Raw genomic sequence first — 23,025 nt, 5'->3', positions numbered from 1 at the left:
CGCCCCTGACGAGGGGCGACGAGTACTGTGGGACTCGCTTCCGGTCCTCCCGACGGGAGGCGCGCAGCATCGGCACTCAACCGAGCAACCCCGACAGTCTGCCACACGCGACCATCCGGCCGCCAATCGGGGTCCAAGACTGTACCCCACGTCACGTCCACCCATGCGCCGGGGCGCACGAACCGAAGCCGTGCGCCCCTCCGTCGGACCCGTGGGTCACCTGTGGATCAGATGACGCCCTGCGCCAGCATCGCCTCCGCGACCCGTTCGAAGCCCGCGATGTTGGCCCCGGTGACGTAGTCGCCCGGCGCCCCGTACCGCTCGGCCGTCTCGTGGCAGGCGGTGTGGATCGAGGTCATGATCCCGGCCAGCTCCGCCTCCACCTTCTCCGCGCTCCAGGACGTACGGGAGTGGTTCTGGGCCATCTCCAGGGCGCTGACCGCGACGCCGCCCGCGTTGGCGGCCTTGCCCGGGCCGAAGGCGACGCCGGCCCGCCGGAACAGGTGGACCGCCTCCGCCGTCGTGGGCATGTTGGCGCCCTCGGCGACGGCCTTCACGCCGTTGCGGACCAGGGCCGCCGCGTCGTCCTCGTCCAGCTCGTTCTGCGTCGCGGACGGCAGGGCGACGTCGGCGGGGACCTCCCAGACCCGGCCGCCGGGCACGAAGCGCGCCGAGGCGCCCCGGCGCTCGGCGTAGTCGGCGACCCGGCCGCGCTCGACCTCCTTGACCTGCTTCAGCAGATCGAGGTCGATGCCCTTGTCGTCGTACACGTAACCGCCGGAGTCGGAGCAGGTGAGCGGGTTGGCGCCGAGGGCGAGCAGCTTCTCGATCGTGTACAGCGCCACGTTGCCGGAGCCGGAGACGACGGCGGTCCGGCCCTCCAGGTCCTCGCCGCGCTCGCGGAGCATCGCCGCCGCGAAGAGCACGCTGCCGTAGCCGGTGGCCTCCGGGCGGATCGCGGAGCCGCCCCAGCCGGTGCCCTTGCCGGTGAGGACGCCGGCCTCCCAGCGGTTGGTGATCCGCCGGTACTGGCCGAAGAGGTAGCCGATCTCCCGGCCGCCGACGCCGATGTCGCCGGCCGGCACGTCGGTGTGCTCGCCGAGGTGCCGGTACAGCTCGGTCATGAACGACTGGCAGAACCGCATGACTTCGGCGTCGCTGCGCCCGTGCGGGTCGAAGTCGCTGCCGCCCTTGCCGCCGCCGATGCCGAGCCCGGTGAGGGCGTTCTTGAAGATCTGCTCGAAGCCGAGGAACTTGACGATCCCCAGGTTCACCGAGGGGTGGAACCGCAGGCCGCCCTTGTACGGGCCGAGGGCGCTGTTGAACTCGACGCGGAAACCCCGGTTGACGTGCGTGCGCCCCCGGTCGTCCTGCCACGGCACCCGGAAGACGATCTGCCGCTCGGGCTCGACGATCCGCTCCAGGAGCCCCGGCTCGGCGAACTCGGGCCGGGCCGCGAGCACCGGGGCGAGGCTGTCGAGCACCTCGTGGACGGCCTGGTGGAACTCGGGCTGCGCCGGATTGCGGTGCTCGATCTCGGCGCGGAGGGCGTCGAGGGTGGAGCGGGCGGTCTGCGGGTCGGGCCGGTTCGGCACGTGGAACCCCCTTCTGGCACGGCTGTACGCCGGCGGAGAACCGGGTGGGAGCGCTCGGCGCCGTTGCCGCGCGCGGGGAGGGACGGACGGCCGCTCCGGGACCTCGTCGTCCCCGCCGCCGTGCCCACTGTTACATCCATGTGAATGCAAGCACCAGTAAGCGGACGCGTGGGTCCGCCATCCGAGACGGCCACGAGCCCTTCGTACGCCCGCGCCCTCCCCGTACGCGCCCGTGCCCGTCGTACACGCACAACCCCTTCGCACAGATTTCCGTCTTCCAGGGGACCGCCGAGCGAAGGGCCCCGCAGTGCAGCACACCCGACCCCGCCGACGGGCGGTGCTCGCCACCGCCCTCGCCGCCACCGCGGCCGCCGCCGGGTGTTCCGTACCGGCGCCGCGCCGGAGCGCGCCGACCGCCGATCCGGCGCCGGGGAAGCCGATCGCCCCGGCACCGGCCCGCCGGGCGCTCCTGATGCAGTTCGCCGCGCACCCGGACGACGACCTGTACTTCATGAACCCGGACTCGCAGCGACTGCTCGACGCGGGCGTCCCGCTCGTCTCCGTGTACGTGACGGCCGGCGAGCACAACGGCGTGAACCGGATCCCGGGCATGCCCGGGACTCCCCCGGACCGGGCCGCCTACTCCGCCGCCCGCCACCAGGGCCTGCGCCAGTCGTACGCGGCGGCGCTCGGCCTGCCGCTGTTCACGCCGTGGCGGCGGGGGACGCTGGAACTCGCCGGCGGCCGGCGGGCCGAGGTCGACGTCCTCGCGCACGGCGGCCGCCGGGTCGAGCTGGTCCTCCTCAACCTGCCGATGCACACCCCCCGCCGGTACATGGCCCTGCCCGCGCTCTGGGAGGACCGCGCCCTGGAGCTGCGCACCCACCTGCCGGCCGGCTCCCCCGTCACCCGGGCCGACGCCTACGACTACGACGGCCTCGTCGGCGTCCTCGCCGGACTCCTCGCCCGCTACCGGCCCACGGTGGTGCACACCCTGGACCCCGACCCGGACGTCCAGCACAGCGACGAGGCGACCCGGCGGCGGGACTCCGAGCAGCCCGGTTACGCGGACCACGGGGACCACACGGCGGTCGCCTGCTTCACCTGGGCGGCGCTGTGCCGCCGGGTCTCGGACGCGGTCCGGGACGGCGAGCCGATACCGGCGTTCACGACGACGGCCTTCCGCGGCTACTACAACCGGCACTGGCCCAAGAACCTCCCGCCGGGCGTCCTGGAGGAGAAGGCGGCCCGGCTCGTCCCGTACGGCGGCGACCCCTCCTGGCGGTGCGGGAACCCCTCGGGCTGCGGCGACTACGGCGTCGGCGGCGACCGCCCGCTGACCAACCGCAAGGGCTGGGTCCGCTCCACCCACCACCGCTGGCCCGGCGCCCGCCCGGCCCTCGCCGAGGAGCCGGACGGCCGGCTCGCGGCGTACGGGGTCCTGGGCCTGCGCGCGGTCCGCTGGCGCGAGTCGGCGCCCGGCGGCGTCTGGGGCGACCCGGAGGACCTCGGCGGCGGCCCGCTCGCCCCGGCGCTCGGCTCCGCGGTCCTGCCCGACGGGCGGGTGCTGCTCCTCGGGGTGCGGCTCGCCGCGCTCGACGGGCACGGCGGCGTCAACCGGCGCGAGGTCGTCCTCCTCGAACAGCGGTCCCCCGGCGGCCCGTTCCTCCCCTGGCGGGGCCTGGGGAACCCGGAGCACGGGGACGACCGGGGACGCAGGCTCGGTTCCCCGGCGGCGGTCGCGGCCCCCGACGGCCGGGTCCACCTCTTCGTGCGGAACGCGGACAAGCGCCTCTCGACCCGGGTCCGGGCGGTCGACGGCTCCTGGGGCCCGTGGCGGACGCTCCCCGGGGACGCCGAGGTCCAGGACGGTCCGGCCGTCTCGGTGGACCCGGCGGGGCGCGTCCACGTGTACGCGGCGGGGCGGGAGTCCGTACGGCACTGGGTGGACGGGCGGGAGCGGACGGAGCGGCTGCCGCTCTCCGGGTCCGCGCTGGCGAGCGCGGACGGCGAGCTGTTCCACCGGCCGCCGGCGGACGCGCGGCTGCTCGGCCCGGCCGGCGACACCGGTCTCGACGGGTACGGGGAGGTGGTCGCCGCGCGGTCGGCGGCGCTCGGCACCGTCCTGCTCGGCACGGACGCGCGCGGCCGGGCGGTGGTGCGGGCCGGGGGCCGGACCCATGTGCGTACGGCGAAGGGCGGGGCGGCGGCCCCGGCCGCCCTGCACCTGGGGGCGCGGGGCGCGACCGTGGTGGGGCTCGGCGCGGACGGGCGGCCGTGGAGCTGGAAGCCGTAGGGGCTCCGGGGCACGGCCCCGGGAACGCGAAGAAGCCCCGCACCTTCCGGTGCGGGGCTTCCCCTTACTGCTCAGCGACTCCTGCGAGTCACCAGGTCGGTTCGAGATCAGGCGGTGATCTTGACGACCTGGCCGGCGCCGACGGTCCGGCCACCCTCACGGATGGCGAACTTCAGGCCCTCCTCCATGGCGACGGGCTGGATCAGCTCGACGGACATGGAGGTGTTGTCGCCCGGCATGACCATCTCGGTGCCCTCGGGGAGGGTCACGACGCCGGTCACGTCCGTGGTACGGAAGTAGAACTGCGGGCGGTAGTTGTTGAAGAACGGGGTGTGACGGCCACCCTCGTCCTTCGACAGGATGTAGGCCTGGGCCTCGAACTTGGTGTGCGGGGTGACCGAGCCGGGCTTGATGATGACCTGGCCGCGCTCGACGTCCTCGCGCTTGATGCCACGGAGGAGCAGACCGACGTTCTCACCGGCCTGGCCCTCGTCGAGCAGCTTGCGGAACATCTCGATGCCGGTGACCGTGGTGGTGGTCTTCTCGGTCTTGATGCCGATGATGTCGACGGTCTCGTTGACCTTGAGGACACCACGCTCGATACGACCGGTGACGACGGTGCCACGACCGGTGATCGTGAAGACGTCCTCGATCGGCATCAGGAACGGCTTGTCGACGTCACGCTCGGGCTGCGGGATGGACTCGTCCACGGCGTGCATGAGGCCGAGGAGCTTCTCGCCCCACTCCTTGTCGCCCTCGAGCGCCTTGAGCGCCGAGACGCGGACGACCGGCAGGTCGTCGCCCGGGAACTCGTACTCGGAGAGGAGCTCACGGACCTCGAGCTCGACGAGCTCCAGGATCTCCTCGTCGTCCACCATGTCGGCCTTGTTCAGGGCGACGACGATGTACGGAACGCCGACCTGGCGGGCCAGGAGCACGTGCTCCTTGGTCTGCGGCATCGGGCCGTCCGTGGCGGCGACCACGAGGATGGCGCCGTCCATCTGCGCGGCACCCGTGATCATGTTCTTGATGTAGTCCGCGTGACCGGGGCAGTCGACGTGGGCGTAGTGACGCGACTCGGTCTGGTACTCGACGTGCGCGATCGAGATCGTGATACCGCGCTGGCGCTCCTCGGGAGCCTTGTCGATCTGGTCGAAGGCCGAGGCCTCGTTCAGGTCCGGGTACGCGTCGTGCAGCACCTTGGTAATGGCGGCCGTGAGGGTCGTCTTACCGTGGTCGATGTGACCGATGGTGCCGATGTTGACGTGCGGCTTAGTCCGCTCGAACTTCGCCTTCGCCACTGGGGTCCTCCTGGAGTGGTTCTGAACGCCTTGCTTCATCGGCGCCAGGTGATCTTTGCTGGGATGCCAGTCAACCGGGGCCCGATTCCTCGGGTTTCGGGGGCCGGGCCCCGGTGACTGGTGTCAAGCCTAAAGCGTGGACTCGGAAGAGTTACTCGCCCTTGGCCTTCGCGATGATCTCCTCGGCGACGTTCCGCGGAACCTCGGCGTAGGAGTCGAACTGCATCGAGTAGCTTGCGCGACCCGAGGTCTTGCTGCGGAGGTCTCCGACGTAGCCGAACATCTCCGAAAGCGGCACCAGGCCCTTGACGACACGGGCGCCGGCACGCTCCTCCATGGCCTGGATCTGGCCACGGCGGGAGTTGATGTCGCCGATGACCTCACCCATGTAGTCCTCGGGCGTGGTGACCTCGACGGCCATCATCGGCTCGAGGAGCACGGGCGAAGCCTTGCGCGCGGCCTCCTTGAAGGCCTGCGAACCGGCGATCTTGAACGCGAGCTCGGAGGAGTCGACCTCGTGGTAGGCGCCGTCGAGAAGGATGACGCGAACGCCAGTCATCTCGTAGCCCGCGAGGATACCGAACTGCATGGCCTCCTGCGCACCCGCGTCGACCGAAGGGATGTACTCCTTCGGGATGCGGCCACCGGTGACCTTGTTCACGAACTCGTACGAGGCGTCGCCGCCCTCGATGGGCTCGATCGCGATCTGCACCTTGGCGAACTGACCGGTACCACCGGTCTGCTTCTTGTGGGTGAAGTCCACGCGCTCGACGGCCTTGCGGATCGTCTCGCGGTACGCGACCTGCGGCTTGCCGACGTTCGCCTCGACCTTGAACTCGCGACGCATGCGGTCGACGAGGATGTCGAGGTGGAGCTCGCCCATGCCACCGATGATGGTCTGGCCGGTCTCCTCGTCCGAGTGGACCTGGAAGGAGGGGTCCTCCTCCGCGAGACGCTGGATGGCGACACCCAGCTTCTCCTGGTCACCCTTGGACTTGGGCTCGATGGCGACCTGGATGACCGGCGCCGGGAAGTCCATGGACTCCAGGATGACCGGGTTCTTGTCGTCGCACAGCGTCTCACCGGTGGTGGTCTGCTTGAGGCCCATGACGGCGACGATGTCGCCGGCGCCCACCGAGTCGATCTCCTCACGCTTGTTCGCGTGCATGCGGTAGATCTTGCCGATGCGCTCCTTCTTGCCCTTGACGGAGTTCAGCACCGCGGTGCCGGCCTCCAGGCGACCGGAGTAGATCCGGACGAAGGTGAGCTTGCCGAGGTGCGGGTCGCTCGCGATCTTGAACGCGAGGGCCGACAGCGGCTCGTCCTCGGACGGCTTGCGCCGCACGACGACCTCGGGGTCCTTGACGTCCTGGCCCTCGATGGCCTCGACGTCCAGGGGCGAGGGGAGGTAGCGCACGACCGCGTCGAGCAGGGGCTGGACGCCCTTGTTCTTGAACGCGGTGCCGCAGAACACGGGGGTGACCGTGGTGTCGCCGCCCTTGCCGGAGGCGATGGTGATGCGGCGGACGGCGGCGTAGATCTGCTCCTCGGTGGGCTCGACGCCCTCCAGGAACAGCTCCATGATCTCCTCGTCGTTCTCCGCGACGGTCTCGACCAGCTTGGCGCGGTACTCGTCGGCCAGCTCGGTCAGCTCGGCCGGGATGTCGACGACGTCGTACATCTCGCCCTTGCTGGCCTCGGCGGACCAGACGAGCGCCTTCATGCGGACCAGGTCCACGACGCCCTGGAAGTCGGCCTCGGCACCGATCGGGAGCTGCATGACGATCGGGGTCGCGCCGAGGCGGTTCACGATCATGTCGACGCAGCGCAGGAAGTCGGCGCCGGTGCGGTCGAGCTTGTTGACGAAGCAGATGCGCGGAACGCCGTAGCGGTCCGCCTGGCGCCAGACGGTCTCCGACTGGGGCTCGACGCCGGCCACGCCGTCGAACACGGTGACAGCACCGTCGAGCACGCGCAGCGAACGCTCCACCTCGACGGTGAAGTCGACGTGGCCCGGCGTGTCGATGATGTTGATCGTGTGATCGACGTTCTCGAGCGTCCAGTGGCAGGTCGTCGCGGCGGACGTGATCGTGATGCCGCGCTCCTGCTCCTGCTCCATCCAGTCCATCGTGGCAGCGCCGTCGTGGACTTCACCGATCTTGTACGAGACACCGGTGTAGAACAGGATCCGCTCGGTGGTGGTCGTCTTGCCCGCGTCGATGTGAGCCATGATGCCGATGTTGCGCACCTTGGCAAGGTCAAGCGAAGTGGTAGCCATATCGGCTCAGTCTTCTCTCGGTCTCGATGTGGGTTGCGACTACCAGCGGTAGTGCGCGAAGGCCTTGTTGGACTCGGCCATCTTGTGCGTGTCCTCACGCTTCTTGACGGCAGCACCGAGGCCGTTCGAGGCGTCGAGGAGCTCGTTCATGAGGCGCTCGGTCATCGTCTTCTCGCGGCGGGCGCGGGAGTAACCGACGAGCCAGCGGAGGGCGAGCGTGGACGCGCGGCCCGGCTTGACCTCGATCGGCACCTGGTAGGTGGCGCCACCGACACGGCGGGACTTGACCTCGAGGGCCGGCTTGACGTTCTCCAGCGCGCGCTTCAGCGTGATGACCGGGTCCTGGCCGGTCTTCTCGCGAAGACCCTCCATGGCGCCGTACACGATGCGCTCGGCGGTGGAACGCTTGCCGTCCAGCAGGATCTTGTTGATCAGCGAGGTGACAAGAGGAGAGCTGTAGACCGGGTCGATGATGACCGGGCGCTTCGGGGCGGGGCCCTTACGAGGCATTCTTACTTCTCCTTCTTGGCGCCGTAGCGGCTGCGAGCCTGCTTACGGTTCTTGACGCCCTGCGTGTCGAGGGAACCGCGGATGATCTTGTAGCGAACACCCGGCAGGTCCTTCACACGGCCACCGCGCACGAGCACGATGGAGTGCTCCTGCAGGTTGTGACCCTCACCCGGGATGTAGGCCGTGACCTCGATGCCGGAGGTCAGACGCACACGCGCGACCTTGCGGAGGGCCGAGTTCGGCTTCTTCGGGGTGGTCGTGAACACACGCGTGCAGACGCCGCGACGCTGAGGGGAACCCTCGAGTGCGGGCGTCTTGTTCTTCTCGACCTTGTCCTGCCGGCCCTTGCGGACCAGCTGCTGGATCGTAGGCACTACTTCTCCGGTTTCTGTGTGCCGTCGGTAAAACTAACCTGGAACATTCACCGACCCACGCGGTCGGGTGTGTCGAATCTCGCGGACCCCCGCCGACGGCGGGAAAAAGCGCGGACCACGGTGGCCGGTGCAGAACTCGCCGTGCGGTTGAGGACACGCACACGAGCCCAGGCACACCCCAGGCACAAGGCTTGAGCGTACCTATCGCACGGACTCCGGTCAAAACAAATGCCCAGGACCCCTGCGCGCACCGGCCCCGGGCGCCCGGCGGGGCCCTCCGGGCCGACACCTAAACTGTCCGAACGAGTCATCGTATCGAGTTTCAGGGAGCTACACATTGGCGAGCCGGATCAAGCGGCTGTACGCCCCCCTGCTCGCCTTCGCCCTCACCTCCGTAGCGTTCTGCACGGCGTGGGCGCTGCGCGGCAGCTTCCCCTTCGGGAACACCGGGCGGGCCATCAACGACCAGGCCAACCAGTACATCCCCTTCCACCGGGCGCTCTGGGACCTGGTGCACGGGCAGGCCGCCGGTGACGCGCTGTTCACCTGGCGGGGGGCCTTCGGACAGCAGTTCCTGTCCGACTACCACACCTACCTGGGCAACCCGTTCTCCTGGCTGGTGACCCTGGTGCCGCGGAACCACGTGGACCTGGTGGTCTTCGCCGTCTCCCCGCTCACCATGGGCCTGGCCGCCGCGGTGATGGCCGTCTACCTGGGCCGGCTCGTGCCGGGCCCCTGGTGGCAGCGCGGAGTGCTCGGCGCGGCGTACGGACTGTGCGGGTGGGCGCTCAGCGACGCCTCGTACATCCCGATGTGGCTGTGGGGCCTGGTCGCGCTCCCCCTGCTGGGGATCGCCGTCGAGTGGTGCCTGGAGGAGCGGCGCTGGCCGGGCGTCACCCTGCTCGTGGCGCTGGCCTGGCTGGGCAACTTCTACACCGGGATGATGGCGACGATGGCGGCCTGCGTCCTGCTGGCCGTCCGCCTCGTCACCCTGGACATGACCGGCCGGCAGCGGCTGCGCGCCCTGTTCCGGGCCGCCACCGCGGCCGCCACCGGCATCCTGCTCACCCTGCCGCTGCTGCTCCCCGCCTTCCTCTCCAGCGGCGCCGCCCAGCCCACCAAGGCGGCCGAGTTCGACCCGCAGCGGCTGGACGTCTTCCTCACCGGGATGCTGCCCGCCACCCACCTCTGGGGCGGCCGACCGAGGCTCTACATCGCCTCCCTGGGCCTGATCCTGGCGCTCGCCTTCCTGATGAACTCCGCGATCGCGAAGAAGACGCGACTGGCGTGGGGCCTGGCCGTGGTGCTGGTGGCGGCCTCGTTCCAGTTCCCGCCGACCCAGTACGTCTGGCACGGCCTCGCGGTCCCGAACGGCAACCCGTACCGCGAGGCCTTCGTGTTCAGCGGGCTGCTGGTGATCCTGGCCTGGCTGTCGCTGGCCCACCGCCCGCGCCCGCTGCACCTGGCGATCGCGACGGGGATCATGGTCGCGGCCACCTTCCTGCTCCGGAACACCGACGACTTCTCGGTGGAGACCTGGTACGCGGTCCTGGGCGGCGGCGCGCTGTCCCTGCTCGCGCTGCTCCTGCTGGGAGCGGGCGAGCGCCGGCGCGTCCTGATACCGGTCGCCGCCGTGCTGATGGCCGGCGTCGTCTTCGCCGAGTCCGCCCTGTCCGCCTTCAACGCGGACGAGAAGCGGGTCCGGGAGCGGTGGGCCAAGCCGGCCGTCACGTCGAGCAAGTCGATCGCCGCGCACTTCGACGCCGTCCGCTCCGTGGACGGCTGGCCCGCGTACCGGACGGACTCGGGCCAGCCGCAGACCTCGTACAACGACGCGCTCGCCCTCCGGGCGGAGGGCCCGCAGTACTACAGCAGCTACCTGCCCGAGACCACCTTCCGGGCCCTGGAGCCGCTGGGCTACGGCTACAAGAACGACGGCCGCACCTTCTTCGGCGCCGACAACCCGGTCCTGGACGCCGTCTTCTCCATCGGCGCCCGGGTCGCCCCGGTCCCCGGGAAGAAGAACGCCTGGGCCGGCCGGACCTTCCCCGCGCCCCCGCTCGTGACCGTCCGCGGCGCCGCCTTCACGTCGCCCGCCCCGGCCGGCAGCGTCTGGGCCCACCAGGAGGACGTCCTGGGCAGCGCCGTGTACCAGGTGCCCCGCACGACCCGCACCGACGCCGGCACCACCCGGACGTACACCGCGACCTGCCGCCCCGGCACCGAGGCCTACTGGTACTCCCCCGCCCTCAAGGGCACCCTCACCGCCGCCGGCACCGCCCTGCACCTCGAAGACCGCCTCACCGGGGTCGTCGGGCTGGGCCCGGTCCCCGCGAACGGCACCGTCGAGGCCACCGTCAGGACCAGGAGCGACGCCGACGCCCCGGAGTACCCGATCGGCTGCCTGGACCGCTCCGCCCTCGACAGGGCCGTGCGGACCCTCACCGCCACCGGGGCCACCGAGGTGAAGGCCGGCGGCCACACCATCGAGGCCGTCCTGCCCGCCGGCAGCACCGGCACCGCCGTGTTCGCCATGACCGACGTCCCCGGCTGGCAGTGCTCGGCCCCCCGGAAGGAGTTCCACGGCCTGGTGGCCCTGGACCTCTCCTCCGGCGCCGAGAAGGTCTCCTGCACCTTCACGCCCAAGGGCTTCCTGCCCGGTCTGGCGGCCTCGGCCCTGGCCCTGCTCACCCTGATCGCCGTCACCGTGGTCGCCCGCCGCCGGGCCCGTACCGGCGCACCGGCGGAGTGACCTCCCCCCTCCCCCGGGGCCCCGCCCCCGGGGGAGGAAGGCCGTACGGCACGCACACGAAGAAGCCCCCCGCCGCTCCTCTCGGAGCGGCGGGGGGCTTCTTCGTCAGACGGACGACCCTCAGCCGTTGTACGGGCCGTAGTCGTAGTCCTCCAGCGGAACGGCCTGGCCGGAGCCCGAGCCGAACGGCGAGTAGTCGATGTCGTCGTAGCCGACGGCCGAGTACATCGCGGCCTTGGCCTCCTCGGTCGGCTCGACCCGGATGTTGCGGTAGCGGGACAGACCCGTACCGGCCGGGATGAGCTTACCGATGATGACGTTCTCCTTGAGGCCGATGAGGCTGTCGGACTTGGCGTTGATCGCCGCGTCCGTCAGCACTCGGGTCGTCTCCTGGAAGGAGGCGGCCGACAGCCAGGACTCCGTCGCCAGCGAGGCCTTGGTGATGCCCATCAGCTGCGGACGGCCGGAGGCGGGGTGACCGCCCTCGGTGACCACACGACGGTTCTCGGTCTCGAACTTCGACCGCTCGACCAGCTCGCCCGGAAGCAGCTCCGCGTCGCCGGACTCGATGATCGTCACGCGGCGCAGCATCTGCCGGATGATGATCTCGATGTGCTTGTCGTGGATCGACACGCCCTGCGAGTTGTAGACCTTCTGGACTTCGCCGACCAGGTGGACCTGGACCGCGCGCTGACCGAGGATCCGGAGCACGTCGTGCGGGTTGGTGGCACCCACGGTGAGCTTCTGGCCCACCTCGACGTGGTCGCCCTCGCCCACGAGCAGACGGGCACGCTTCGAGATCGGGTAGGCCGTCTCGTCGGTGCCGTCGTCCGGGGTGACGACGATCTTCTTGGTCTTCTCGGTCTCCTCGATGCGGACGCGGCCGGCCGCCTCCGAGATCGGGGCGACACCCTTCGGCTGCCGGGCCTCGAAGAGCTCGACGACACGGGGCAGACCCTGGGTGATGTCGTCACCGGCCACACCACCGGTGTGGAAGGTACGCATCGTCAGCTGGGTACCGGGCTCACCGATGGACTGGGCGGCGATGATGCCGACCGCCTCACCGATGTCGACCAGCTTGCCGGTGGCGAGCGAACGGCCGTAGCAGAACGCACAGGTGCCGACGGCGGACTCGCAGGTCAGGACCGAACGGGTCTTGACCTCCTCGACGCCCGCGTTGACCAGGGCGTCGATGAGCACGTCACCCAGGTCGACGTTGGCCGGCGCGATGACCTTGCCGTCCACGACGACGTCCTCGGCGAGCATCCGCGCGTACACGGAGGTCTCGACGTCCTCGGTCTTGCGCAGGACACCCGTCTCGTCCTTCGCCGCGATCCGCAGCTTCAGACCGCGCTCGGTGCCGCAGTCCTCCTCGCGGATGATGACGTCCTGCGAGACGTCCACCAGACGACGGGTCAGGTAACCCGAGTCGGCGGTGCGCAGGGCGGTGTCGGCGAGACCCTTACGGGCACCGTGCGTCGAGATGAAGTACTCGAGGACGGACAGGCCCTCGCGGAAGGACGCCTTGATGGGACGCGGGATGGTCTCGTTCTTCGCGTTCGACACCAGACCGCGCATACCCGCGATCTGCCGCATCTGCATCATGTTTCCTCGGGCACCCGAGTCGACCATCATGAAGATGGGGTTGGTCTTGGGGAAGTTCGCGTTCATCGCCTCGGCGACCTCGTTGGTCGCCTTGGTCCAGATCGCGATGAGCTCCTGCGTGCGCTCTTCCTTGGTGATCAGACCGCGCTCGTACTGCTTCTGGACCTTCTCGTCCTGCGCCTCGTACCCGGCGACGATCTCCTTCTTCGCCTCGGGGACGACGACGTCGGAGATGGCCACGGTGACGCCGGAGCGGGTCGCCCAGTAGAAGCCCGCCGCCTTCAGGTTGTCGAGCGTCGCCGCCACGATGACCTTGGGGTAGCGCTCGGCCAGGTCGTTGACGATCTCGGAGAGCTGCTTCTTGCCCACCGAGTAGTCGACGAACGGGTAGTCCTCGGGCAGCAGCTCGTTGAAGAGCGCGCGGCCCAGGGTGGTGCGCAGGCGGAACGAGTCCCCCTGCTGCCACTCGGGCTCGCCCTCCTCGCGCGCCGGCGGGGTCCAGCCGCGCGGCGGGATGGTGCCCACCGGGAAGCGGATGTCGATCGGCGACTGCAGCGCGAGCTCGCCGGCGTCGAACGCCATGATCGCCTCGGCCGTGGAGCCGAACGCGCGGCCCTCGCCCTTGGTGTCACGGAGGTCGCCGTCGGTGGTCAGGAAGAACAGACCGAGGACCATGTCCTGGGTCGGCATCGTGACCGGGCGGCCGTCGGCCGGCTTGAGGATGTTGTTCGAGGACAGCATCAGGATGCGGGCCTCGGCCTGCGCCTCCGCGGAGAGCGGCAGGTGGACGGCCATCTGGTCACCGTCGAAGTCCGCGTTGAACGCGGTGCAGACGAGCGGGTGGATCTGGATGGCCTTGCCCTCGACCAGCTGCGGCTCGAAGGCCTGGATGCCGAGGCGGTGCAGCGTGGGCGCACGGTTCAGGAGGACCGGGTGCTCCGCGATGACCTCTTCGAGGACGTCGTACACGACCGTGCGGCCGCGCTCGACCATGCGCTTCGCCGACTTGATGTTCTGCGCGTGGTTCAGGTCGACCAGGCGCTTCATCACGAACGGCTTGAAGAGCTCCAGGGCCATGGCCTTCGGCAGACCGCACTGGTGCAGCTTGAGCTGCGGGCCGACGACGATGACGGAACGGGCCGAGTAGTCGACTCGCTTGCCGAGCAGGTTCTGACGGAAACGACCCTGCTTGCCCTTGAGCATGTCGGACAGCGACTTCAGCGGACGGTTGCCGGGGCCCGTGACCGGGCGACCACGACGGCCGTTGTCGAAGAGCGCGTCGACGGCCTCCTGGAGCATGCGCTTCTCGTTGTTCACGATGATCTCGGGCGCGCCGAGGTCGAGAAGCCGCTTCAGGCGGTTGTTGCGGTTGATCACGCGGCGGTACAGGTCGTTCAGGTCGGAGGTCGCGAAGCGGCCACCGTCCAGCTGCACCATCGGACGCAGGTCCGGCGGGATGACCGGCACGCAGTCGAGGACCATGCCCTTGGGGCTGTTCGCGGTCTGCAGGAACGCGGAGACGACCTTGAGGCGCTTGAGCGCACGGGTCTTCTTCTGGCCCTTGCCGGTGCGGATGATCTCGCGGAGGCGCTCGGCCTCCTCCTCCAGGTCGAAGGACTCCAGGCGCTTCTGCAGCGCCGCGGCGCCCATCGAGCCGTCGAAGTACGTGCCGAAGCGGTCACGCAGCTCGCGGTAGAGGAGCTCGTCGCCCTCCAGGTCCTGGACCTTGAGGTTCTTGAAGCGCGACCAGACCTCGTCCAGACGGTCGATCTCGCGCTGCGCGCGGTCGCGCAGCTGCTTCATCTCGCGCTCGGCGCCCTCGCGCACCTTGCGGCGCACGTCGGCCTTGGCGCCCTCGGCCTCCAGCTCGGCGAGGTCGTTCTCGAGCTTCTTGGCGCGGGCCTCCAGGTCGGAGTCGCGACGGTTCTCGATCTGCTGGCGCTCGACGGAGACGTGCGCCTCCAGCGAGGGCAGGTCACGCGTACGGCGCTCGTCGTCGACGTACGTGATCATGTACGCCGCGAAGTAGATGACCTTCTCCAGGTCCTTCGGGGCGAGGTCGAGCAGGTACCCGAGGCGCGACGGGACGCCCTTGAAGTACCAGATGTGGGTGACGGGGGCGGCGAGCTCGATGTGGCCCATCCGCTCGCGGCGCACCTTCGCGCGGGTGACCTCGACGCCACACCGCTCGCAGATGATGCCCTTGAAGCGGACGCGCTTGTACTTGCCGCAGTAGCACTCCCAGTCCCGGGTCGGACCGAAGATCTTCTCGCAGAAGAGTCCGTCCTTCTCGGGCTTGAGCGTACGGTAGTTGATGGTCTCCGGCTTCTTGACCTCGCCGTGGCTCCACTGACGGATGTCGTCAGCGGTGGCCAGACCGATCCGGAGCTCGTCGAAGAAGTTGACGTCGAGCACTATGCGTCAATCCCTCTCAGGGTTGTAAGGCTGTGGGTCTGATACGGGGGTCCTGGGGCCGGCGGGGGGACCTGTACGGGTCCCCCCGGCCGGACTCCCGTCAGACCTCTTCGACGCTGCTCGGCTCGCGCCGGGACAGGTCGATGCCGAGCTCCTCCGCTGCGCGGAAGACGTCCTCGTCGGTGTCGCGCATCTCGATGGACATGCCGTCCGAGGACAGCACCTCCACGTTGAGGCACAGGGACTGCATCTCCTTGATGAGCACCTTGAAGGACTCGGGGATGCCGGGCTCAGGGATGTTCTCGCCCTTGACGATGGCCTCGTAGACCTTCACGCGGCCGGTCACGTCGTCGGACTTGATCGTCAGCAGCTCCTGGAGGGCGTACGCGGCGCCGTAAGCCTCCAGCGCCCACACCTCCATCTCACCGAAGCGCTGGCCACCGAACTGGGCCTTACCACCCAGCGGCTGCTGGGTGATCATCGAGTACGGGCCGGTCGAACGCGCGTGCAGCTTGTCGTCGACCAGGTGGTGGAGCTTGAGGATGTACATGTACCCGACGGAGATCGGGTCCGGGAACGGCTCGCCGGAGCGGCCGTCGAACAGCCTCGCCTTGCCGGACGGGAGCACCATGCGCTCGCCGTCGCGGTTCGGGATGGTGTGCTGGAGCAGACCCGCGAGCTCGTCCTCGCGCGCGCCGTCGAAGACCGGGGTGGCGACGTTGGTGCCGGGGGCGACCTGGTCGGCGCCGATGGCCTGGAGGCGCTGCGCCCACTCGTCGGCGAGGCCGGAGACGTCCCAGCCGCGGCTGGCGAGCCAGCCGAGGTGGATCTCCAGGACCTGTCCCGGGTTCATTCGGGACGGGACGCCGAGCGGGTTGAGGATGATGTCGACCGGGGTGCCGTCCTCCAGGAACGGCATGTCCTCGATCGGCAGGATCTTCGAGATGACGCCCTTGTTGCCGTGACGGCCGGCGAGCTTGTCACCGTCGGTGATCTTGCGCTTCTGGGCGACGTAGACGCGGACCAGCTGGTTCACGCCCGGGGGAAGCTCGTCGCCCTCCTCGCGGTCGAAGACGCGCACGCCGATGATCTTGCCGATCTCGCCGTGGGGCACCTTCAGGGAGGTGTCGCGGACCTCGCGGGCCTTCTCGCCGAAGATCGCGCGGAGCAGGCGCTCCTCCGGGGTCAGCTCGGTCTCGCCCTTCGGCGTGACCTTGCCGACCAGGATGTCGCCGGCGACGACTTCGGCACCGATGCGGATGATGCCGCGCTCGTCGAGGTCGGCGAGGACCTCCTCGGAGACGTTCGGGATGTCCCGGGTGATCTCCTCGGGGCCCAGCTTGGTGTCACGGGCGTCGACCTCGTGCTCCTCGATGTGGATCGAGGAGAGGACGTCGTCCTGCACGAGGCGCTGCGACAGGATGATCGCGTCCTCGTAGTTGTGGCCCTCCCACGGCATGAACGCCACGAGCAGGTTCTTGCCGAGCGCCATCTCGCCGTCTTCGGTGGCGGGGCCGTCGGCGAGGACCTGGCCCTCGATGACGCGGTCGCCCTCGTCCACGACGACCTTCTGGTTCACCGAGGTGCCCTGGTTCGAGCGGGAGAACTTGTGCAGGCGGTACGTGATGTACGTGCCGTCGTCGTTGGCGACCGTGATGTAGTCGGCCGACAGCTCCTGGACGACGCCGTCCTTCTCGGCCTTGAGCACGTCGCCGGCGTCGGTGGCGCAGCGGTACTCCATGCCGGTGCCGACGAGCGGGGCCTCCGACTTAATCAGCGGCACCGCCTGACGCATCATGTTCGCGCCCATGAGGGCGCGGTTGGCGTCGTCGTGCTCCAGGAAGGGGATCATGGCGGTCGCGACCGACACCATCTGGCGCGGCGAGACGTCCATGTAGTCCACGTCCGACGGCTCGACGTAGTCGACCTCGCCGCCGCGCTTGCGGACCAGGACGCGGTTCTCGGAGAAGCGCAGCTCGTCGTCGAGCGCGGCGTTGGCCTGCGCGATGACGAAGCGGTCCTCCTCGTCGGCGGTGACGTAGTCGACCTCGTCGGTGACCTGGCCGTCGACGACCTTGCGGTACGGCGTCTCGATGAAGCCGAACGCGTTGACGCGGCCGTACGAGGCGAGCGAACCGATCAGACCGATGTTCGGGCCTTCGGGGGTCTCGATCGGGCACATGCGTCCGTAGTGGGACGGGTGCACGTCTCGGACCTCGAAGCCGGCCCGCTCACGGGACAGACCGCCGGGACCGAGCGCCGAGAGGCGACGCTTGTGCGTCAGACCCGACAGCGGGTTGTTCTGGTCCATGAACTGCGACAGCTGGCTGGTGCCGAAGAACTCCTTGATGGAGGCGACGACCGGCCGGATGTTGATCAGGGTCTGCGGCGTGATCGCCTCGACGTCCTGGGTGGTCATGCGCTCGCGCACGACGCGCTCCATACGGGCGAGACCCGTACGGACCTGGTTCTGGATCAGCTCGCCGACGTTGCGCAGGCGGCGGTTGCCGAAGTGGTCGATGTCGTCGGTCTCGACGACGATCTCGTTGCCGTTCTCACCGATCGTCTCGGTCTCGCCCGCGTGGAGCTTCACGAGGTACTTGATCGTGGCGATGATGTCGTCGGTGGTGAGGACGCCGGCGTCCAGCGGCTCGTCCGCGCCGAGCTTCTTGTTCACCTTGTAGCGGCCGACCTTCGCGAGGTCGTAGCGCTTCGGGTTGAAGTAGAGGTTCTCGAGCAGCGTCTGGGCGGCCTCGCGGGTCGGCGGCTCGCCCGGGCGGAGCTTGCGGTAGATGTCGAGCAGCGCGTCGTCCTGGCCCTGGGTGTGGTCCTTCTCCAGGGTGGCGCGCATGGACTCGTACTCGCCGAACTCCTGGAGGATCTGCTCGGTGGTCCAGCCGAGGGCCTTCAGGAGGACGGTGACGGACTGCTTGCGCTTGCGGTCGATGCGGACGCCGACCAGGTCGCGCTTGTCGATCTCCATCTCCAGCCAGGCACCCCGGGACGGGATGATCTTGGCGGAGAAGATGTCCTTGTCGGACGTCTTGTCGATCGAGGAGTCGAAGTAGACGCCCGGGGAGCGGACGAGCTGCGACACGACGACACGCTCGGTGCCGTTGATGACGAAGGTGCCCTTGTTGGTCATGAGCGGGAAGTCGCCCATGAAGACCGTCTGGGACTTGATCTCGCCGGTCTCGTTGTTGGTGAACTCGGCGGTGACGAAGAGCGGGGCGCCGTACGTGAAGTCACGGTCCTTGCACTCGTCGATCGAGTTCTTCGGCGGCTCGAAGCGGTGGTCGCGGAAGGTCAGCGACATCGACCCGGAGAAGTCCTCGATCGGGGAGATCTCCTCGAAGATCTCCTCCAGGCCGGACTTCGTGGGGACGTCCTGTCCCGACTCAAGGGCAGCCTCGACGCGAGCCTTCCAGGCGGCGTTGCCGAGCAGCCAGTCAAAGCTCTCGGTCTGCAGCGCGAGGAGGTTCGGAACCTCGAGGGGCTCCTTGATCTTTGCAAAGGAGATGCGCAGCGGGGCGGTGCTTGCGCCGTTGTTCGTATTGGTCGAGGCGTTGCGCGAGGCGGCCAAGAGGGGGTCCTTCCGAGGGCTCGGACTCACTACGCGCGTACCGGTCCCCAGCAGAGCTTCAGGGCAGACGTTTCCTGAAATGACCGAAAGGCCAGGTCAGAAGGGGTCGGCCGATGAAACGGATGCGAAGGTATGCCCCTGGTGACGGGCAGGGGGCAGCTAACAGGCAGCGCAAAGGGTCAGTGTAGCCACTTGGCTCACTGATGTCCAGGGCGAGTTCTTCGCGACCCTCGTTGCTCTCAACTCCGCGCTACCTCGCGCCGTGCGGCGCACCTCGATACTGCCCGTTCCGCCGTCGATCCATGCCTCGGATACGGATCGTTGTGACGACGCGTCCTGAGAATTGCGCGCTGCGTGCGGTTCGTCAAGGGGCCCCGTCCCGCGGGGCGCACGGCGAAGATCACCATACTCCGCTTCCGGCGCCCCTCCGGACGCCCGCCACGCCCGTACCCGGGAACGCCGAAAGGCGACCACCCATGTGGATGATCGCCCTTCGGGGCCCCCGCGTTACACGGGGACCGGAGTCAGCTCGTGACCCGAGGAGGTGTTACTTGACCTCGACGGAGGCACCGGCGCCCTTGAGGGCCTCGGCGGCCTTGTCAGCGGCCTCCTTGTTGACCTTCTCGAGGACCGGCTTCGGGGTGCCGTCGACGAGGTCCTTGGCCTCCTTCAGGCCCAGGGAGGTCAGCTCACGCACGACCTTGATGACCTGGATCTTCTTGTCACCGGCGCCGGTGAGGATGACGTCGAACTCGTCCTTCTCCTCGGCGACCTCGGCCGGGGCGCCCGGGCCGGCCGGACCGGCGACGGCGACGGCCGCGGCGGCGGTGACGTCGAACTTCTCCTCGAAGGCCTTCACGAACTCGGAGAGCTCGATGAGGGTCATCTCCTCGAACTGGGCGAGGAGGTCGTCCTGAGAGAGCTTCGCCATGATGGGCGATCCTTCCACTAATTCGGCAGGTGCCGGATGTATGTAGAGGCGGGCGTACTGTCGGCCCGCTGCGACCCGCGCGCTAGGCGGCGCGGGTCAATGCGCGAGCCGAGTTACTCGGCACCGCCCTGCTCGGCGAGCTTGACGCGAAGCGCCTCCGCGGTGCGGACGAACTTCGACGGCAGCGCCTGGAAGAGCGAGGCAGTCTGGGACTGCTTGCCCTTGAACGCGCCGGCCAGCTTGCTGAGCAGAACCTCGCGGGACTCGAGGTCCGCGAGCTTCTTGATCTCATCCGCGGAGAGCGCCTTACCGTCAAGGACACCGCCCTTGATGATGAGGTTCGGGTTCTCCTTGGCGAAGTCACGCAGGGCCTTCGCCGACTCCACCGGGTCACCGGTGACGAAGGCGACCGCGGTCGGACCAGCGAAGTGCTCGTCCAGCGCGGTGATCCCGGCCTGGTTGGCCGCAATCTTGGTCAGCGTGTTCTTCACCACGGCGTACTGGGCGTTCTCACCGAGCGAACGACGCAGCGTCTTGAGCTGCGCGACGGTGAGACCCCGGTACTCGGTCAGCACAGCGGCGTTCGAGCTGCGGAACTGGTCCTCCAGCTCGGCCACCGAGGCAGCCTTGTCGGGCCTTGCCATAAGCGTCGGCCTCCTTCCGGGTGATGGGACCGCTCGGAAGGGGCTGAACAAAACAAAACGCCCCGGGCGCAGGCGCACGGGGCTCAGCTCGACCGTTTCACAAGGAATCGGGAACTCTTCCACAGTCACCTGCGCGGGTCGTTCGCATCTCTCAGCGAATCCTTCGGCCACCGCACCCGAACGGGCGCAGAGACGACCAGCGGTCTTTGGCTTCTGTGGAAGAGTACGTGACCGGGTCGGCCAGGGGCAAATCAGCCCTCCGTCAGCCCTTCCGGCTCCTCCAGCCCTTCCAGCCCCTCCGTGCCTTCCAGGCCTTTCCAGCTCCTTCAGCATCTCGAGGAGGTCGTAGGTGTCCTTGGCCGGCGGGGCCTTGACGGCGGTCGCGGTGCCGTAGTCGCTGTAGTCGGCGCGGAGCTTCATCGAGCCGAAGCCCATGTTCATGTCGACGTTCATACGGGCCGGGTAGCCGTCCTCGTTGACCCAGACCTCGGTGTCGTACCCCTTGAGCCCGGCCAGCTTCACGGCGGCTATGAGGGCGTCGTGGTCCTTCTTGGAGAGGAGCTCGGACGTCTTGTTGGCCTTGAGCATCTGCTCGAAGGTGAGCGTGCCCTTGTAGTGCTGCGTCTCCATGCCGTTGATCTTCTCGGCCCCCACGTGCTTGAGGTCCGGGGAGTCGAGCAGCAGGGCGAGCTGCTGCGCCGGGTCCTGGTTCATGTTCCCCAGAGCTCCGCCGGTCATCTGCTTCTGCGTCGCCGGGTCGCCGGAAGCCTCGGCGGCGGCCTTCGTGTCCAGCTTCATCCAGCGCTTGCCGTCCCGCTCGGCGGCCTTCTCGGCGCCCATGTCCACGTACGTGACGTCGTCGAGGATGATCATGCGGGACTGCTCCGGGGCGCCCGGGTCGCCCGCGGTGAGCAGGGAGCCCTTCATGGTGATGTCCATCACCGCGGGGTTCCAGCCCTGGACGCCGGTCATCTCGGCCGTGCCGGACTCCTCCCCGAGGCCGGTCATGCTCATCGTCATCTTCACCTTGGCGGCCTTGGCCCCGGCGGTCTTCGTGTACGCGGCCCGGATGACCTCCGTGGCCTCGCCGAGGGTCTGCGTCCGCGGCGCGGCGGGCGTCGTGGCGGGGGCCGGAGCCGCCGCCTTCTTCTCCCCCTTGTCCCCGCCGTCGTCCTGACAGCCCGCGAGGCCCGTCACGACGGCGGCTGCCGTCAGGACGACGCCCGCGCGCTTCCATGCGGACTTGCTCATGGTTCCCCACCCCTGGTCGTTCATGTCGTTCAGTTCTTCACGATCTCTCGGACCGTAGCAAAGAGCCGGCCCCGCACCTCCGGAGAGGTACGGGGCCGGCTGACCACTTCAGCGAGCCGATGGGGCTCAGACCGCGGCCGGGTCCTCCTCGACGAGGAGGTTGCGGGTGCGGTTGGAGTCCAGCGGGATGCCGGGGCCCATCGTCGTCGTCAGGGTCGCCTTCTTGATGTAGCGTCCCTTGGCGGCGGACGGCTTCAGACGGAGGATCTCCTCCAGGGCCGCGGCGTAGTTCTCGACCAGCTTCGTCTCGTCGAAGGAGACCTTGCCGATGATGAAGTGCAGGTTCGAGTGCTTGTCGACGCGGAACTCGATCTTGCCGCCCTTGATGTCGTTGACAGCCTTGGCGACATCGGGGGTGACGGTGCCGACCTTGGGGTTCGGCATGAGACCACGCGGGCCGAGGACGCGGCCGAGGCGGCCGACCTTGCCCATGAGGTCCGGAGTGGCCACCACGGCGTCGAACTCGTTCAGGCGGTTGCCCTTGGAGATCTCGTCGATGAGCTCGTCGGAGCCGACGATGTCGGCGCCCGCGGCGATCGCGGCCTCGGCACGCTCACCGGTCGCGAAGACCAGGACCCGGGCGGTCTTGCCGGTGCCGTGCGGGAGGTTCACGGTGCCACGGACCATCTGGTCGGCCTTGCGCGGGTCGACACCCAGGCGGAAGGCGACCTCGACGGTGCCGTCGAACTTCGTGGTGGCGGTGTCCTTGGCGAGACGGACGGCCTCGAGGGGAGCGTAGTTCCGCTCGCGGTCGACCTTGGCGTCCGCGCCGCGGAGAGCCTTGCTGCGCTTCACTTCTTCTCCTGTTGGTTCAGGTGTGGAGTCGTGGTGCGGACCAGCGCTTGGTCCTACCACTGGATCACGAGGGGGGTGATCAGCCCTCGACCGTGATGCCCATGGAACGGGCGGTGCCGGCGATGATCTTCGACGCGGCGTCGAGGTCGTTGGCGTTCAGGTCGGGGAGCTTGACCGAGGCGATCTCGCGGACCTGGGCGGCCGTGAGCTTGGCGACCTTGGTCTTGTGCGGCTCGCCGGAGCCCTTGTCCACACCAGCGGCCTTGAGGATCAGCTTCGCGGCCGGCGGGGTCTTGGTGATGAAGGTGAAGGAACGGTCCTCGTAGACCGTGATCTCCACCGGCACGACCATGCCGCGCTGCGACTCGGTCGCGGCGTTGTAGGCCTTGCAGAACTCCATGATGTTGACGCCGTGCTGACCCAGCGCGGGGCCGACCGGCGGGGCCGGGTTGGCCGCACCGGCGTTGATCTGGAGCTTGATCAGCCCCGTGACCTTCTTCTTCTTGGGAGGCATTGCTCTCTCCGGGTCCTAGTGAGAGTGTTCAGCCCGCCACCCGGACATCCGGATGGAGGCATACCGCACCACGATAACGGGTATACACGTGCGGCTAAAAACCGAGCAGGTCAGAGCGGCT

13 protein-coding genes are annotated in these 23,025 nt (G+C 68.9%); 2 read left to right on the top strand and 11 right to left on the bottom strand.

Annotated features, from left to right (window positions below; all coding sequences use genetic code 11):
• Positions 1-227: 227 nt before the first annotated feature.
• On the bottom strand, positions 228-1,595 hold the full coding sequence (gene gdhA / locus OO47_RS08450; protein ID WP_030208977.1) for an NADP-specific glutamate dehydrogenase: 1,368 nt from the start codon (positions 1,593-1,595) through the stop codon (positions 228-230).
• Positions 1,596-1,902: 307 nt separating this feature from the next.
• On the opposite strand from gdhA, the gene OO47_RS08445 reads away from it, so the two are divergent.
• Complete coding sequence (locus OO47_RS08445; RefSeq protein WP_030208974.1) at positions 1,903-3,891, top strand: PIG-L family deacetylase; 1,989 nt, start codon at positions 1,903-1,905, stop codon at positions 3,889-3,891.
• A 107-nt stretch (positions 3,892-3,998) separates the two neighbouring features.
• Here the strand turns inward: OO47_RS08445 and tuf are convergent, their stop codons facing one another.
• The 4 genes from tuf to rpsL form a co-directional block, all read right to left on the bottom strand.
• Positions 3,999-5,192, bottom strand: coding sequence for an elongation factor Tu (gene tuf / locus OO47_RS08440; RefSeq protein ID WP_030208973.1), 1,194 nt, complete (start codon positions 5,190-5,192; stop codon positions 3,999-4,001).
• A 151-nt stretch (positions 5,193-5,343) separates the two neighbouring features.
• Entirely contained in the window at positions 5,344-7,470 is a 2,127-nt protein-coding gene (gene fusA, locus OO47_RS08435) for an elongation factor G (protein ID WP_030208970.1), read from the bottom strand.
• A 39-nt stretch (positions 7,471-7,509) separates the two neighbouring features.
• Positions 7,510-7,980 (bottom strand): 30S ribosomal protein S7, encoded by a 471-nt coding sequence (gene rpsG / locus OO47_RS08430; RefSeq protein ID WP_015035567.1) that lies wholly within the window; start codon positions 7,978-7,980, stop codon positions 7,510-7,512.
• A gap of 2 nt (positions 7,981-7,982) precedes the next feature.
• Positions 7,983-8,354 carry a 30S ribosomal protein S12 gene (gene rpsL, locus OO47_RS08425; RefSeq protein WP_003948652.1) on the bottom strand — a complete coding sequence of 124 codons (372 nt, stop codon included), beginning with the start codon at positions 8,352-8,354 and terminating at the stop codon, positions 7,983-7,985.
• A 337-nt stretch (positions 8,355-8,691) separates the two neighbouring features.
• Between rpsL and OO47_RS08420 the strand changes: the two genes are divergently transcribed.
• Positions 8,692-11,106, top strand: coding sequence for a YfhO family protein (locus OO47_RS08420; protein WP_234323108.1), 2,415 nt, complete (start codon positions 8,692-8,694; stop codon positions 11,104-11,106).
• 120 nt (positions 11,107-11,226) lie between these two features.
• Here the strand turns inward: OO47_RS08420 and OO47_RS08415 are convergent, their stop codons facing one another.
• The 6 genes from OO47_RS08415 to rplK form a co-directional block, all read right to left on the bottom strand.
• The gene (locus OO47_RS08415; protein WP_030208964.1) at positions 11,227-15,126 is read right to left on the bottom strand and encodes a DNA-directed RNA polymerase subunit beta'; all 3,900 of its coding nucleotides are present in this window, start codon (positions 15,124-15,126) and stop codon (positions 11,227-11,229) included.
• 100 nt (positions 15,127-15,226) lie between these two features.
• The gene (gene rpoB / locus OO47_RS08410) at positions 15,227-18,709 is read right to left on the bottom strand and encodes a DNA-directed RNA polymerase subunit beta (RefSeq protein ID WP_030208961.1); all 3,483 of its coding nucleotides are present in this window, start codon (positions 18,707-18,709) and stop codon (positions 15,227-15,229) included.
• A 547-nt stretch (positions 18,710-19,256) separates the two neighbouring features.
• The gene (rplL, locus tag OO47_RS08405) at positions 19,257-19,640 is read right to left on the bottom strand and encodes a 50S ribosomal protein L7/L12 (RefSeq protein ID WP_030208958.1); all 384 of its coding nucleotides are present in this window, start codon (positions 19,638-19,640) and stop codon (positions 19,257-19,259) included.
• 113 nt (positions 19,641-19,753) lie between these two features.
• On the bottom strand, positions 19,754-20,284 hold the full coding sequence (gene rplJ / locus OO47_RS34785; protein ID WP_078489544.1) for a 50S ribosomal protein L10: 531 nt from the start codon (positions 20,282-20,284) through the stop codon (positions 19,754-19,756).
• Between the two features lie 1,377 nt (positions 20,285-21,661).
• Positions 21,662-22,390, bottom strand: coding sequence for a 50S ribosomal protein L1 (gene rplA / locus OO47_RS08395; protein ID WP_030208953.1), 729 nt, complete (start codon positions 22,388-22,390; stop codon positions 21,662-21,664).
• Between the two features lie 79 nt (positions 22,391-22,469).
• Positions 22,470-22,904 carry a 50S ribosomal protein L11 gene (gene rplK, locus OO47_RS08390; RefSeq protein ID WP_030208950.1) on the bottom strand — a complete coding sequence of 145 codons (435 nt, stop codon included), beginning with the start codon at positions 22,902-22,904 and terminating at the stop codon, positions 22,470-22,472.
• Positions 22,905-23,025 lie beyond the last annotated feature (121 nt).

This window comes from Streptomyces bikiniensis (genome assembly GCF_000716625.1).
Lineage (GTDB): Bacteria > Actinomycetota > Actinomycetes > Streptomycetales > Streptomycetaceae > Streptomyces > Streptomyces bikiniensis.
This window is presented reverse-complemented; position numbering and strand designations above follow the sequence as displayed.

Coding starts and splice junctions, on each gene's coding strand:
- fusA (WP_030208970.1), bottom strand. CDS start 7,470: ATGGCTACCACTTCGCTTGACCTTGCCAAGGTGCGCAACATCGGCATC.
- rpsG (WP_015035567.1), bottom strand. CDS start 7,980: ATGCCTCGTAAGGGCCCCGCCCCGAAGCGCCCGGTCATCATCGACCCG.
- rplL (WP_030208958.1), bottom strand. CDS start 19,640: ATGGCGAAGCTCTCTCAGGACGACCTCCTCGCCCAGTTCGAGGAGATG.
- rplJ (WP_078489544.1), bottom strand. CDS start 20,284: ATGGCAAGGCCCGACAAGGCTGCCTCGGTGGCCGAGCTGGAGGACCAG.
- rplK (WP_030208950.1), bottom strand. CDS start 22,904: ATGCCTCCCAAGAAGAAGAAGGTCACGGGGCTGATCAAGCTCCAGATC.